Here is a 14658-nt window from a genome sequence, read left to right as displayed (position 1 = left end):
GCTCCATATAAGTAGAGATTAACTGCATGATTTATACTTGCTATAGATCATAAATATCGCATCTTTGCATAAAATAAAAGCATCTTTTAATTTAATCAATTATGATCTACGGATACATCAGAGTCAGTACAGACAAACAAACTACTGAAAATCAAAAATTTGAAATAGAAAATTTTGCAAAAGAAAAGAATTTTCAAATCGAAGAATGGATAGAGGAAACCATCAGCGGAACAAAAAAACTTAGTGATAGAAAATTTGGCGCATTACTTCAAAAAATAAAAAAAGACGATACTCTTATAGTAACTGAACTTTCCCGAATGGGACGTAATCTAATGCAGATAATGAGTATCCTACATACTTGTATGGAAAAAGAGGCTAAAGTTTTCTGTATAAAAGAACGATATGAACTCGGTAATAATATAAACTCTAAAGTGCTGGCATTTGCTTTTGGTCTTTCTGCTGAAATTGAACGTAATCTTATCTCCCAACGCACAAAAGAAGCCTTAGCCCGCAAAAAAGCAGAAGGAGTCATTCTTGGTCGTCCAAAAGGAAGCAAGTCAAAAACTTACAAGCTCACTGGCAGGGAGGAGGAAATAAAGGTCCTTCTTGATAAGAAAATCTCCAAAAGTGCAATCGCCCGAATTATGGGAGTACATCGCCTTACAGTAGCTGACTTTATGAAGTCTAATGCTTTATAACACTTCCCCACAACAAAATTCCTCAAACAGCTAAATTTATGAAGGTTTGAGGAATTTTGTTTATATTCGTTTCATAGCAATTTAAATAACTCATATGCAAAAATAGGATATGGGATTGCAATATGCTTTGTTTGGCAAAGATTTTCAAGCAGACACAAGGTATTTACTTGAAAATATTATTTTTCTTGAACCACACGCCGAAATCCACAGGTCTGGATAAGAAGAACAATCTTGAGGTTGGTTTTTATACTTTGAATGCTTTTTAGCACCTTGTCATTCTGAAGATTTTGGTGGCATCAATAAAGACAAATGATACTAAAAATAAGCAAATGCAAAAAAATACGGTAACTAAAAGAAAGCATATAAAAATATCTTAACTTACTAACATACAAATGTTTTGTAAGGACAAAGATAGTCATTTTGCTGAATTCGACTTCTTTTGGCTTCAAAAAAATGAAGTAATGTATTCTCTGCTCTCTCAGTTTTCGAATTGTAAAAATGAGAACAGATAATACTGTTTTTCTAAATTATCTGTTCAGGGATAGACTATATTTTCATCACCAATACTTTGGTTAAATATGTTTTCTGTTTCTATACTCCAAGTTTATAATTGCGCTCCAAATTCAACTCAAAATACCCCACCTTTCCTGTATCAATGCTTTATACTTTTCCTTCATCTCATCTGGCAGGAACGAAGAATCTATAAATACAAACCATTCTGGTAGTACCTTCCTGAATTTGTCGTACACATTTTCGATTGCTTTATCATCGACTTTCATCGTTTTTAAGAGGCTATCAAAATCGGCTTTTTTCAACTTTCGCTTTTTGCCGTTCAACGTCAATGCCAGTTCTTCGTTGTCTTGTGGAATAACCAATTTAGTAGATAAGAGGTCATAAGCCGGAGCCAAAACACATTCACCCACTTTTTTGTAAAGAGAAAAGTTCTTCAGGTGCATGTCTGCATTTCCCGTCAAGTAACAGAATAACAGTACTTCGAAATAGTTGATTAAATCCAACACCGGATAAGCTGAGAACTCCACTATCTTTTTAGCAATTTGCTCATGAGAACCTTTGTATTTTTGCTCGGTCAGTTTCTCAGTTAGTTGGCACATATCTTCCATCGGAATTTTACCGCCTTTCTTATCACGATCTATCCGCTTGGTGATGTATGCCAATGAACCATCCTGAAATCGTATCAGGGAGTGAGGAACCGTTTTTATCCGAGCGAGTTCTGCCAGATGCATGGTTAAATCTTCGTTTTCGGGAAGCGATGGATATTGTTCCGTTTGTGGTTTCAAGATATATCCACCCCACAAACCGACTATCGTGAAACGTTTTTCGGCTCCATTAGTCTTTTCCAAGTCAACCGATAATTTCGGCTGAACGCCTGTGATTGTAACCTGTGAACGTACTACTTCCAAAGCCAGCGATTCAATATCGGCTTTTGTATAGGGAAGCACAGGCGGAACGGTGGTTCCGAAGATCTTCTTGGAACATCGCGGATGAAAATCAACCTGCCCTTGTTCCAAAAGTTGATAACAGTATAAGCATCTTTCCATGATTATCATTCTTGAATAGGTTGAACACTGACCGCTCCTATGCAGTCTTTACAGCAGGCAAGCAACAAAGACATGCGGTCACGGTTGTTGATTTTCCAGTTCTTTTGGGCAATATCCAGCAGCCAGCCTTCGGGAATAAGCCCATCGAAGAAAGGATGCAACACATTACTAACAAATGGTTTATCCGTTAGAGGTAATGTGAGGCTTACCGGTTCGGCATGTTTATTTGCCAAATAGCCTGTATCATACACAAAGGTATATCCGTTTTCATCTTCGGTGAGCGTACCTGCCGTATGGTCATACATAAATATTTTAGCTTGTTTCATTGCTCTATCAGATTATTTCTGTCCATTGGAACAACACCCAATTGCATCCCGAACAATTTTAATACTTGATTTACCTTGTCCATTTTCAGGGTTTCCTTACCCTGTTCCAATTCGCGCAAGAAACGCAAGCCAACGCCTGCTTTCCGTGCAAACTCTTCACGCGAAAATCCAAGCGCTTTGCGCTTCGACTTCACATATTCGTTTAATGGTTGATTCTCCATATTCAATACCTTTTCGGGTACAAATATAATAATAATTTCTAAAATAGCACCTTTTCGGGTATTATATTGAGTGAAAAGGATAATAAAACACCCGAAAGGGTACTGAATAATACCAACACCAATCCCCGCCATCCTTTCACAGAACCAATCACCTCACAGATAATCTGTTCTGAAGTTTTTAATAACGAATTAGTAAATGTGTCTACTTTCTAAGGCTGGTACATTAGATCTTACCGCCGTAAAAATTACCATTGTAAAATTTACGGCAGTAAAGTTTAAACCACTAGCAAAGTTACTAATAAAATCAAGAACGTAGCACTATCAAAACGCTGAATTAGTAACCCAAACATTCCAGTTTTTACTCCACAAGTAACGCAGCGTCTGTAACAACCTTTCACGTGAAGAAATCAAGCACAACCGTTTCATTCGCCTTATCCACGACATCCTCATTAAATGAAGCCAAATAGATCCGGGTCGTATTTTCAGAGGTATGCCCCATCGCTTCGCTGATGACAGCCAGTGCCACTCCTTTTCTTTTGGCTTGGGTAGCCCAAGTGTGGCGTGCCACGTATGAACTAAGCGGTTTTTCCAGTTCCAATATCTTAGAAAGTTCTTCCAACGCCTTATTATATTTGCGCAGGGCACTTGCATAAGAAAGTTCTTTCCGAGTCCACGGGCAATAACATAACGGAAATAAAAAAGGTATATTCTCATCCGCTATTCGATGTTTATGGATGATATCTAAAACATAAGGAAGAAGTTTTACCCGTATCCGCTGACCGGTCTTCTTTCTCTTGTACACGATCTCGTCCCCGACAATATCCGTCTTGAGCAAATGAGCTACATCCACGAAAGCCATCCCCCGGGTAAACATACTGAACAGAAACAGATCACGGGCAAAATCCAAGTTGGGTTTTCGCCTCAAATCCAACTCCAGCAACCGTGAAACCGTTTCCCTTGTGATAGCCCGTTTAACCGTTCGTTCCACTCCCGTGAATACCTTCCGAAAAGGAAAATGATCCTCCCGGATCAACCCGTTGCCCACCGCTTTATTGTAGACCGCGCGTAATATCCGCATATAAAAAGAGATCGTGTTCAAGCACACTCCTTTTGATTTCAAGTAATTCTCGAACTGCTTGACCAGAGAAGCACTAATCTCATTCAAACGAATATCCTGTCCCTGCCGGAAGTCCTTAAAACTCTTCAACGTGCTGCAATACGTACCGGAAGTTCTCTCCCTGCCCACGCCTTTCAATTCTTCAATACACCCGCCCATAAAAGAAAACAACGTGCCTTTCGTCAATCGCCTGTTGTATTCATCGACAATCATCCGCACCGTGTACTCCTCCTTGTTGACTTCCCACCAGCCGATAATATCCCGCAATTCATTCACCACCAGCCTAAGCCTTTCCCGTGCCGCCTGCACGATTACCTGCCGTTTGGGATCACCGCCCGTCCAGCGAATATCATTACTTGCCTTATCCCATTCCCACGCGTGTAATTTTATCCCCGTGGCTAAAACCCCGATCTTACGCCGATGTATGATTTGTATAAAACAAGACCCCATCTTACCCTCTACCGTTGACTCTCTAAATCTTATTTTTATAGAAGCCATATTATCTCCTTTCTACATTAAACGTCCAACCTTCCGACACTTAACCGTATCGCGCTACAAGCACAACGAAGTCCCCTGTCGGAATTAACTCCAATCCATCCCCCTATAGTTAGTTTTATACCGATACCCTTCCAAAAGTTTCACTTTTCTCCCTCTTTTTCTCCCCTCACGCTCGTCTACACACATCACCGAGCCTTACTCGATATCCAAAACTAAACACCTCACAGTTTACTCCCTCAAATATAATACAAGTAGAGCATTTAAGCAAATTCACGGGAAAGAACCTCGTACGTTCATTTCCATGTAAAAAAGACCACGCTATCGTTGACCTCGAGTAAAAAGACAATATTCATACAGTAACAACGGAGCATAAACACTCGTTTATATTTATGCTCCGTTGTTACTACGTTGTTGCTATGTATTTAGTCGGGAGCATCGGTAGCCCGACCACAAGGCAATGCGCATTCAGCGTCTACCCGGCAGATTCCCCCAACAAATCCGGGCGTAACCGTCTTGTACGCTCCAAGGCTTGTTGTTCCTGCCACTCGTCGATCAGGGCGTGATTACCCGATAGCAGCACATCCGGCACCCGCCAACCGTTGAACTCCGCGGGACGCGTGTACACGGGCGGGGCAAGCAGGTTGTCCTGAAACGAATCGGTCAAAGCGGAAGTCTCGTCCCCCATGGCTCCCGGCAACAAACGCACAACGGCGTCCGTCATGATACAGGCGGGTAACTCCCCTCCCGTCAGCACGTAATCGCCCACGGAAATCTCCCGGGTAATCAAATGCTCCCGGATCCGGTGGTCAATCCCTTTATAATGCCCACAAAGAATCATGATATTCTCCTTCAACGACAATTCATTCGCCATCTTCTGGTTGAATGTAGGGGCATCCGGGGCGGTGTAGATAATCTCGTCGTAATGTCGCCGGGAAGTCAATTCATTGATACAATCAAAAATCGGCTGTACCGCCATCACCAGTCCGGCATCCCCGCCGAAAGAATAGTCATCCACCTTCCGGTGCTTATCCTTCGACCAATCCCGTATATTATAGATATAAATCTCCACGATCCCTTTTTCTTTCGCCCGTTTGATAATCGAATGATTCAAAGGACTCTCCAGTAACTCTGGTACAACACTTAATATATCAATGCGCATAACAATTGAAAGTTGAAAATTGAAAGTTGAAAATGCCGATGTAAATCTGACGGCAAATCCCAATACCGCACAAAGATATAAATTTATCTTTTGAAAATAACAGGAACTACCCACGACTGTCTAAACAGTTTACCCCGTTGATATAAAGTTTCCCATTCCTCAAGCATCTGCACTGCTTTCATCGCCTCCTCGTCAAAAATAGTTGAACCGGATGAACGAATTATTTTCACCACCGGCTTTATCTCTTCAGACGGAATAATACAGAATACCACTCGTGCTCTTTCCGGTGTATTTGCTGCAACTTTACCCCAATCTATATGTCCATATATGAAATCTTTAAGTAATTCCGGATTCTCCCAATATCCCGGCCTACAAGCCCAATAATTATTCCAATCTACCCGCTTAACCACATTTCCTTCCTGAACTATAATTTCAGATTCCTTCTCGTACACGGACTGATAACCGGAATGAACGTAGAAAATGCACTCCCCCCGGGGAACGATTAAAGTGTCTGTTACCCACGAAGCTCTCACTCTACCATTAATGACTTCTCCCGGCAGCAATTTTTCCAAGTTTATTTCAATTGTATCACTTAAATCAGACTCTATATTTACCAAATACAATTCATTATCAATAATCTCCCATGTCGCAATATACCCTCTCCAACAAGCTGTGGATGTCCACATCGCACCCATTTCTTCCAATCTCTCACGTATTGAATCTATATCACGTCTTAATTCCAAGGGATTACTAAACAACCAAGAAGTATCTTTACCCCATATTAAAACATCCCCGGCTTGTGCCGTTGCATGAACTCTCGGAATAGTGGAAAATAACACTAATATCACAAATAGCCGTTTCATACGTCTATAAATTTGAGAATTATTTTACAAATATAATAAATCAAGAATAAAAAACAACTTTGGGAAGAAACAAAAAAGCCATTATATTTGTTACCGGATTCATGAATATGACAAAATGATTATAGAAAAAGGGACGGCAGCAGACATCAACGAGCTGGAACAATTATATAATGACTTGAATGATTTCCTTGCATCCGATATTAACCACCCGGGATGGATCAAAGGAGTGTACCCCGTCCGGGAAAACGCGGAAAAGGGTGTCAAAGAAGGTAACCTGTACGTGGCAAGATGCGACGGGCAGATTATCGGTTCCATAATACTGAATCATCACCCGGAAGAAGCGTACAAAATTGCACCGTGGGGTATTGATTCGGATTACAGTAAAATATTCGTGATTCACACGCTTGTCGTTCACCCGGACTTTCTGAAAGCCGGCATCGGGAAAAAATTAATCTCCTTTGCGTGTGAATCAGGAAAAGAGCAAGGTATGACTGCGATTCGTCTGGACGTTTACGTGAACAATATTCCCGCCATCAAACTGTACGAGAAATTTGGATTCAAACACGTGGCTACAGTCGATCTGGGACTTGGAGAGTACGGACTGCACAAATTCCAGTTATACGAAAAGATACTGTAACAGGAATCGTATCGTAAATTCAACGCTTAAAAGGAACAGCCTCCAACTTCACATACTTGATTCCAGTTGAACTTTGATTTCTTGTAAGTTTATATTATCTTTGTTATAACAATAAACAAAAAAAACATAGGAAGCGAAGGTTTACAAGAACGATATATCAATCCTTACACCGACTTCGGTTTCAAGAAGTTGTTCGGCACAGACATGATACAGGAACGAGTTTTCGAACGTTTTTTCAAAGCGGCAGAAATTGCCGGGTTCTCCAAGTAAGAACTATTTGAATACGAGGATAGCCTGAAAGTTTTCCGGGATTGGTACAGTGTGGTTAAAACGGCAGAAAAGAAAGGGCATATTAAAGGATTTGAGGAAGGTGAAAAGAAAAAACAAATAGCCAAAAACTTAAAAGCCTTGGAAGTTCCAACAGAGGCTATAATTAAAGGAACCCGCTTATCGCAAGAAGAGATTGAAAAGTTATAAAAACTTTCGACATAAAATAAATCAGCCAACTAGAATTAGTTGGCTGATTTATTTTATTGTTCAATTATTTTCAAGTAATCTTCAAAATAATCCGTCACTTTCTGCATCAGATGAATACGGTCACGTCCCATAACATTGTGCTCGGCACAAGGATAAGGGAAGTAATCCACTTGCACGTTATTTTTGATACATTCCCGGATAAAACTCAAGCTATGTTGCCATACCACAACAGGATCGACAGCACCTTGACAAATCAATAATTTGCCTTTCAAGTCTTTGGCTTTGGCGATCAAACTCACTTTGGCGTACCCCTCGGGATTCTCCTGCGGGGAGTCCATGTAACGCTCTCCATACATGGCCTCGTACCATTTCCAGTCAATCACGGGACCTCCGGCAACACCCACTTTATAAATATCGGGGTAATTGGTAATCAACGAAATCGTCATAAACCCGCCGTAACTCCAACCGTGAACACCAATACGCTCTGCATCCACCCAAGGGAATGACTTCAGCCACTCGATACCTTTCACCTGATCTTTCATTTCCACCTGACCGCATTGGCGATGAATCACCTCTTCGAAAGCCTTTCCCCGGTTCGGGGTACCGTGATTATCAATAATAAATACCACGTAACCGTGTTGAGCCATATACATTTCCCACATGCGGATATTGGCATTCCAGATATTGGTCACCATTTGCGCATGCGGTCCGCCATACACGTAATGAATTACCGGGTATTTCTTGTTCGGGTCGAAATTCATAGGCTTAATCAACCGATAGTATAAATCACTACCGTCGTCAGCCTTTATAGAGCCCAAAGTAACTTCACCCCAGTTGTAATCCTTGTTCGGGTTCTCCACCTCTTGAACACGGCGTACCACTTTACCGCTATTGGTAGCCAAATCAACGTTGCGAGGGGTCTTTACACTACTGTAACTATCGATAAAATAACTGCAATCCCCGCTCATCGTGATCGTGTGCCAACCTTCCTCGGGAGTCAGACGGGTTTTCTTGCCACTCTTCACGTCTACCCGGAAAAGTTGTTTTTCCACCGGGGACACTTCTGAAGAGAGGTAATACACGTACTTCCCGGCACGATCCATACCCGCGTAAGCCACGTCTGCATCGACATCCGTCAGACGTTTGATCAGCTTGCCGTTCACGTCATACAAGTAAAGATTGAAATAACCGTCCCGGTTATTCGTCTCGTAAAGGAACTGTTTCGGGTTATTCTTCATGAAAACCAGCCCGTTTTGAGGCTCCACGTAAGTATCGGATTTTTCCTCGAACAACGTGGCAATCTGTTTCCCGGTAGAAGCATCGTATTTGTTCAAACGCATGTGATCCTGTCCCCGGTTCAACACCTGAATATACACGATGTCGGATTCCGGCGCCCACGTCACGCCCGTGAGATACTGTTCCCGTCCGAAATCATTCACGTCCAGAAAGACAGTAGTACCGGAAGCAATGTCATAAATCCCTATCGTCACCAACTCGGACTTCATTCCCGCCATCGGGTATTTGATTTCTTTCAGATCTCCGGTACGGCTATTGATGTCCAACAAGGGAAAATTCGTCACTTCGCTCTCGTCCTTACGGTAAAACCCAAGTTTCTTACCGTCAGGCGACCAAAATATACCACCCGTGATACCGAACTCGTTGCGACTAACTACCTGACCGTTCACGATATTCTTGTCCTCATCGGAAGTCACGGCGTAACTGTTTCCCCGTTCATCCATGTAATACAAGTTATTGTCTACCGTGTAAGCATACATGTTACCTGCCTTCGAGTAGGTCTGATTGGCCGCCCCTTTGGGGAAAGAAAAAGTTTGTTTCAACTGTTTTTTCTCCACGTCGATATGGTAAATTTTCCCTTGACGGGCAATTACCAGCGTGTTTCCGTCCAACCAAGAAAAATTAGGGAAGCCTTTCAAATCAGCCCCGATAATTTTGTTTAACTCCGGCACGGTCAACAAAACGGTTTTCTCACCTTTATCCGCCGACTCACCCGTGAGTCCTTCACGGTCGAGATAAGTAAACTGATTCTTATCCCCCTGCCATTGGATATACTTTGCCCGCGGATACAAATGGTACCCCACGACAGCCTCTTCCATGGTCAAAACCTTCTCCTGTGCATTCAAACCGAACATCATACTTAATCCGATTATCGTCAACAATGTTTTTTTCATCCTTTCTTCTGCTGTTATTATTTATTCATCAATTGTAAATTCATCTCTATCTTCCAAAACGGGAAATTTTTCACGGAACCCTTCCAAAGCACCCAAATCGACATCCGCCACCTGTACTTCGTCGGCATAAGGCTCACAAGCCACCAGCACCTCTCCCCGGGGAGATATCACCATAGAATCGCCGGAATATTGCAGACCGTTTCCGTCCTCCCCCACGCAGTTCACGCCCACCACGTAGCACTGGTTCTCGATAGCCCTCGCCTTCAACAATATCTGCCAAGGCTCCCTCCTTGCCTCCGGCCAGTTAGCCACGTAAACAGCCATGTCATACCCGGAAGTATTACGGCTCCACACGGGAAATCGCAGGTCGTAACAAATGAAAGGCGCAATCTTCATGCCCTTGTATTCAAACACCGGCAACTCGTGCCCGGCGGTGAAATGCTCGTCTTCATGCCCCATCGTGAAACGATGCCTTTTATCGTAATGCAACACTTTCCCCCCCGGAAATGCCGCCAGCAAACGATTGAAATAATGTCCGTCTTCAAAATAAATGGTCGATCCCATGACCAAAGCGTCTTTCTCGTCCGCCCAATCCTGCATACACCGGTATACCGCCTCGTGGAAAGGAGCCACCTGATCTTTACCCGTCATCGTGAAACCGGAAGAAAACATCTCCGGCAGCACGATAATATCCACCCCGTTTATGTCACTCATACGTTTGTTGAAGAGTTTCAAATTCAAGGGAACATTTTCCCATTCCAAACGTGCCTGTACGATTGCTACCTTCATAATCCTTTTATTTTAGTTTAATCTCCTGCCGAAAAGTTTTCCGGATGACGGGGATTAGCGTCCTTGTAAGTCGACATGATGTATTTCAAATCGGCATCCGGATCATCCGAGGGAACAAACCGAGGTCCCCACGTGCAATATTTATCTTTATAATCGATTCTGCCCAGATACACGGGAACACCCGCCTCTCTCGCGATTACCAGAAATCCTTTCTTCCATTTCTTTCGCTTTTTGCGACTTCCTTCCGGGGTAATCGTCAGGTACATCACGTCCCGTTTATTAAATTCCTCCACCATCCGCTCTACAAGATGATTTTCTTTATTTCCCCGGTCAACGGGAATCACGTTCAAGGCTCTCAAGATAGCCCCCAAGGGAAAAAAGAAAAATTCCTTCTTCATTAATATATAAGTAGGAATCCCATAACTCATGAACGTGAGCTTTCCCCATATAAAATCCATAATAGAAGTATGCGGCACGGAAATCACCACCGCTTTTTTATCCACGGGCAAACTTCCCTTGAGTTTCCAACCGAACATTTTCAGTATCAGACGTGCGATATATTTCATAGCTTTTACTATTTCCTAAAATCTTGCCAAAGTTAGTACTTTTCCGGGAATAACACCTAACTAAAATAGGACACAATATTTTTTATTGCAAATATATCGAACAAGAACACGATTCTCTATCCTACACACTCGTGCCATATTTTCAGTCCCGAATAATTAATTAACAACAACTTCGCTTCACTTGAATAACGTGAAGCGAAGTATAATATAAACTTTTCCAACGATAATACAGACTATTATTTCTGAACTTTAACCCACTTTATGGCATCAGCAACGACAACTTGCGGGTCACTATCTTTGTCAGCGGAATTACGTTTACGATCCCTGTCACTCAATGTCACCCTTCCCTTCCCGTGGAAATCAAAAACACCCAAGGACAACCATCCCCCATCATCCTTACTCATAGAAAGCACAACCTCGTGTTCTTCCTTCCCGTCAAATACGGTATAATAGTACTCCCTTAAGAAATCACTGATTCTGTTTCTTTCAAAAGGTTGATAACAAAATACCTCGTATGCTCCCTCGGGTAAATCAGTTTCCCATTGTACTTTTTGGTTACCCTTGCCGGCTTGTTTAAAATACGCTCCTTTCACGGGAAAACCATAACCACCAGCCTCTTTGACCGTAAAACCCCAGTGATCTTCAGGGGGAAACTTGTAATACTTGGCACGAGTCTCGACTTGTCCGAACAAAGAAGCTATATTAAACTTTCTGGTTTCAAGGATAGTGAATCCCGGATCAGCGTCATCCACGATAATCTCGTTCTCGTTCACAGTTGAGAACGAGGTCGAATCGAGGGGTAAATACCACGTGGTGGTGTCGGTATAGACATCCCTTTTCTCGCTTGATAATTCAACATATCCCGGGATATTTAAAGCCATAATGGTATATATGTTAGTATTATCAGCAGATACATGCGCTCTTATAGCCCGTCCTTCTCCCGGAGGAATAATCCACATTCTCGGTCGATAACCACTCGTCTGGACAATACCCGGCACTTTTCCCCGGTTAAACACCTTGATATCGTACGTATTGTGCATACGATACCTCTCATCCACCACATAAATGACGTGACCGTCTATCTCGAAAAGAGGTAACTCGTTACTTCTAAACCAATTCATAACAATGGAGTCCAACCTAACATTAAAATGGGCGAAGACTTCTCGAGAAAATTCCTCTAGAGTCGTTTCCTCGAAAAGGTGTCGCTTGAGGAAATCATGATAAGCATCGTTAAATTCTTTTTTCCCGATTCTGATCGCCAACAGAGCGTTTAACTCCATACATTTTTTGCGGATAATCTTATCAAGCAGATCCGGGGACAATAAGGGATCACTCAAAGCCTCTTCCAGACTATGCTCTTTCATGTAATCGAGGACATAGTACTCTATATCCGTCCCATGCTCCCAACTTAAGTTGGGATTAAAAGCCAAAGACAAGACATCATTAATCAAAGGACACTCGTCAGAGTAAACGAAACCCGTGTTACCCATACCGCTTGATTCCAGACCATAACTTCCTCGCTCAAACAGTTGAAATTCATTATCAAACCATAATTGAGTTTCTGGTTCTTCGTACGATCGTAATTGAGTTTTCAATCTCTTGTTGTCAGAAAAGAAAGACATGTCCACCGAGTATTTCTTTTCCGGGAGAAATATCATTCCCCCTTGTACCCTTTCTCCCTCCTGCAAGGCCTTCCCCGTGAACACATGAAAAGCACACGGCACTTCCACTATGGTGATCCAACTGTAAGGATATTGTAGCGTGGGATCAACGGCAATTTTATTCATCATGCGTTTTACGGCATAATTGTTATTATTACCATAAAATCCTATTGAAACTTTAGCACTTTCGATTATGTTCTTCCACTCCTCTTTAGGGATTTTATCATAAATATCGAGCATAAACTCATGTTCGGGCAAGTAGAAAAACTCTACCCGCGTCGGATATTCATCCTTTGCAAACTTCGATATTTTAGAGTCAGGAATTGATTGATCCCATTCCCATCTTTTCTCATCACTACCGACTATGATTTCCCGTTTTTTGTAATTACCTACACAAAGACTAATTCCTTTCATGTCATGCTCGAAGGTGAACATTGTCTTCCCATGCGTTTCCCGATTCGCCTCTCCCTGGCATATTGCCACCAAATTCGGATCATGTTCCACTTCCAATTTGTAGCGGGTAAACATGGCTCGCCTGAAACCGGATGCATCGTAGGGAGGCACACTGACCGGGTACCAAGCACATTCCGGCGTGAGTAATTTGTACCCTTTCTCGCAAAATGCGGGACTATAACCGAAATGGTAAATATCAATCGTGTTCACTGCCGGGGAAGCATACTTCTCTTCCGGGGTATCGAGAAAACAAAAACTATTGTCGATTTTCCCCTCGTATTTCACGATCACTTCTTTTGTCTCGCCGGGAGAAACCTTACAGTCCGCAAGAAGCACTTGCAGTTCACGCTGGTACTTGACATTTGCCCCGTCTACAGTAACCGAGGAGATCACAAGTCCGGGATTCAAATAAAGAATCAAAGGAAGTTCTTCGTCATCCTTGTTTTCTACAGTCATTCGGCTGGTCACGGAGATACCCCCGTTCCCTGTTTCTTTCAAATAGAGTTGATTATTAACAATTTTCAACACCTTTCCGGGGGTGTACTTTGAATAAGTTTCCCGGAATGCTTCCCTTTCATTAGACACGGATTGAAAATCGCAAGTATAGGCAACTGCGCATCCCCCGGCAAAGAGCAAGGGAAACAGAGTCACACGTGCCAATCGGAATGCCGCCTGCGCATTGTTGTGAATCCTAGGATAAGGGATCACGGCAAGAACGACCAGCCCCATCCCGAAGGACAAGATAAATACCCGTTGTGTCAAATAACTTCCAAGGTTCACGTGTCCCGTAATATCGGAAAACATATTGGGAATCCCCGTCGCCAACGGGTCAAACACCCCGTTTAACCATACAGAACCGGGAAGGGTCATTACCCCAAGAATGACCGCCAAAAAGATCACGCTCAAGCCTTGATTACTCGTTAGCCTTGATACAAGAGTGGATAGCCCCAAGCAGAAGATAAGGGTTGGAAGGTTTAGCGTCAACCAGTAGAAAAGATAATACCCAATGTTAAACACCTTGGGATAAAAAAGAAAATTCAGCAAGCCGCAAAAGGCGAAGCTCAGCACGTTGACCATCGAAAAGGCAAGGACTTTCCCGACTAGGTTTCCTGCCGCACTTTCTGAGTTCCCTTGCGGGTGAACGTTCAAGGCATCCATTGTATCCATACTGGTTAATCTCGTATCATTAATGACGAGTACCGTCACGAAGAAGATTTGTAAGATATTGAACAAGTAAGCACATGTGAAGGGAATGGATGAAGGGAATACCTGGGATACCCATTCCATCGGAGGTTGCTTTAAAAGTTGATCGATACTTTTGACATAAGGCAAAGCAGACAACGGTGTGAACACGTAAAGGACGATTCCCACGATTCCAAGAATAGCAAACATCAAAAAAATAACATTCCGGCGAGCAAGTTTGAACCCGTATAAAATTTCAATTA

At 42.6% G+C, this 14658-nt stretch carries 13 protein-coding genes; 3 read left to right on the top strand and 10 right to left on the bottom strand.

Annotated elements, in window-relative coordinates; all coding sequences use genetic code 11:
* The first annotated feature begins 101 nt into the window (after nt 1-101).
* The gene (locus Q5866_RS19955; RefSeq protein ID WP_303182097.1) at nt 102-698 is read left to right on the top strand and encodes a master DNA invertase Mpi family serine-type recombinase; all 597 of its coding nucleotides are present in this window, start codon (nt 102-104) and stop codon (nt 696-698) included.
* Between the two features lie 623 nt (nt 699-1321).
* On the opposite strand, the gene Q5866_RS19950 is transcribed toward Q5866_RS19955, so the two are convergent.
* From Q5866_RS19950 to Q5866_RS19925, 6 genes are all read right to left on the bottom strand, one after another.
* Nucleotides 1322-2257, bottom strand: coding sequence for a HipA domain-containing protein (locus Q5866_RS19950; RefSeq protein WP_303182096.1), 936 nt, complete (start codon nt 2255-2257; stop codon nt 1322-1324).
* A gap of 5 nt (nt 2258-2262) precedes the next feature.
* A complete protein-coding gene (locus tag Q5866_RS19945; protein ID WP_303182095.1) occupies nt 2263-2583 on the bottom strand; it encodes a HipA N-terminal domain-containing protein in 321 nt (106 codons plus the stop codon).
* Nucleotides 2580-2804, bottom strand: a complete 225-nt coding sequence (locus Q5866_RS19940) for a helix-turn-helix domain-containing protein (RefSeq protein ID WP_303182094.1) — start codon at nt 2802-2804, stop codon at nt 2580-2582. The genes Q5866_RS19945 and Q5866_RS19940 overlap by 4 nt, the downstream gene beginning before the upstream one ends.
* A 394-nt stretch (nt 2805-3198) precedes the next feature.
* Nucleotides 3199-4419 carry a site-specific integrase gene (locus Q5866_RS19935; RefSeq protein WP_303182093.1) on the bottom strand — a complete coding sequence of 407 codons (1221 nt, stop codon included), beginning with the start codon at nt 4417-4419 and terminating at the stop codon, nt 3199-3201.
* A gap of 472 nt (nt 4420-4891) precedes the next feature.
* Nucleotides 4892-5578: a tRNA (guanosine(37)-N1)-methyltransferase TrmD gene (gene trmD, locus Q5866_RS19930; protein WP_303182092.1), complete on the bottom strand. Its 687-nt coding sequence runs from the start codon at nt 5576-5578 to the stop codon at nt 4892-4894.
* Between the two features lie 83 nt (nt 5579-5661).
* On the bottom strand, nt 5662-6441 hold the full coding sequence (locus Q5866_RS19925; RefSeq protein WP_227214611.1) for an energy transducer TonB: 780 nt from the start codon (nt 6439-6441) through the stop codon (nt 5662-5664).
* A gap of 115 nt (nt 6442-6556) precedes the next feature.
* On the opposite strand from Q5866_RS19925, the gene Q5866_RS19920 reads away from it, so the two are divergent.
* Both Q5866_RS19920 and Q5866_RS19915 read left to right on the top strand, forming a co-directional pair.
* Entirely contained in the window at nt 6557-7078 is a 522-nt protein-coding gene (locus tag Q5866_RS19920; RefSeq protein WP_186975281.1) for a GNAT family N-acetyltransferase, read from the top strand.
* Nucleotides 7079-7399: 321 nt separating this feature from the next.
* Entirely contained in the window at nt 7400-7555 is a 156-nt protein-coding gene (locus tag Q5866_RS19915; protein ID WP_303182090.1) for a hypothetical protein, read from the top strand.
* A gap of 53 nt (nt 7556-7608) precedes the next feature.
* On the opposite strand, the gene Q5866_RS19910 is transcribed toward Q5866_RS19915, so the two are convergent.
* From Q5866_RS19910 to Q5866_RS19895, 4 genes are all read right to left on the bottom strand, one after another.
* Nucleotides 7609-9744: a DPP IV N-terminal domain-containing protein gene (locus Q5866_RS19910; protein WP_303182089.1), complete on the bottom strand. Its 2136-nt coding sequence runs from the start codon at nt 9742-9744 to the stop codon at nt 7609-7611.
* Nucleotides 9745-9765: 21 nt separating this feature from the next.
* Nucleotides 9766-10533 carry an amidohydrolase gene (locus Q5866_RS19905; RefSeq protein ID WP_303182088.1) on the bottom strand — a complete coding sequence of 256 codons (768 nt, stop codon included), beginning with the start codon at nt 10531-10533 and terminating at the stop codon, nt 9766-9768.
* Between the two features lie 17 nt (nt 10534-10550).
* Nucleotides 10551-11099 carry a 1-acyl-sn-glycerol-3-phosphate acyltransferase gene (locus tag Q5866_RS19900; protein WP_186975278.1) on the bottom strand — a complete coding sequence of 183 codons (549 nt, stop codon included), beginning with the start codon at nt 11097-11099 and terminating at the stop codon, nt 10551-10553.
* A 236-nt stretch (nt 11100-11335) separates the two neighbouring features.
* The coding region (locus Q5866_RS19895) for a hypothetical protein (RefSeq protein WP_303182086.1) at nt 11336-14658 on the bottom strand (3323 nt) is incomplete at its 5' end.

Source organism: uncultured Butyricimonas sp. (assembly GCF_959596855.1).
GTDB classification, from domain to species: Bacteria; Bacteroidota; Bacteroidia; order Bacteroidales; family Marinifilaceae; genus Butyricimonas; species Butyricimonas muris.
This window is presented reverse-complemented; position numbering and strand designations above follow the sequence as displayed.

Bases quoted from the DNA above. Each gene is read 5' to 3' on its own strand.
- Q5866_RS19955 (WP_303182097.1), top strand. From the start codon at position 102: ATGATCTACGGATACATCAGAGTCAGTACAGACAAACAAACTACTGAA.
- Q5866_RS19950 (WP_303182096.1), bottom strand. From the start codon at position 2,257: ATGGAAAGATGCTTATACTGTTATCAACTTTTGGAACAAGGGCAGGTT.
- Q5866_RS19945 (WP_303182095.1), bottom strand. From the start codon at position 2,583: ATGAAACAAGCTAAAATATTTATGTATGACCATACGGCAGGTACGCTC.
- Q5866_RS19940 (WP_303182094.1), bottom strand. From the start codon at position 2,804: ATGGAGAATCAACCATTAAACGAATATGTGAAGTCGAAGCGCAAAGCG.
- Q5866_RS19935 (WP_303182093.1), bottom strand. From the start codon at position 4,419: ATGGCTTCTATAAAAATAAGATTTAGAGAGTCAACGGTAGAGGGTAAG.
- trmD (WP_303182092.1), bottom strand. From the start codon at position 5,578: ATGCGCATTGATATATTAAGTGTTGTACCAGAGTTACTGGAGAGTCCT.
- Q5866_RS19925 (WP_227214611.1), bottom strand. From the start codon at position 6,441: ATGAAACGGCTATTTGTGATATTAGTGTTATTTTCCACTATTCCGAGA.
- Q5866_RS19920 (WP_186975281.1), top strand. From the start codon at position 6,557: ATGATTATAGAAAAAGGGACGGCAGCAGACATCAACGAGCTGGAACAA.
- Q5866_RS19910 (WP_303182089.1), bottom strand. From the start codon at position 9,744: ATGAAAAAAACATTGTTGACGATAATCGGATTAAGTATGATGTTCGGT.
- Q5866_RS19905 (WP_303182088.1), bottom strand. From the start codon at position 10,533: ATGAAGGTAGCAATCGTACAGGCACGTTTGGAATGGGAAAATGTTCCC.
- Q5866_RS19900 (WP_186975278.1), bottom strand. From the start codon at position 11,099: ATGAAATATATCGCACGTCTGATACTGAAAATGTTCGGTTGGAAACTC.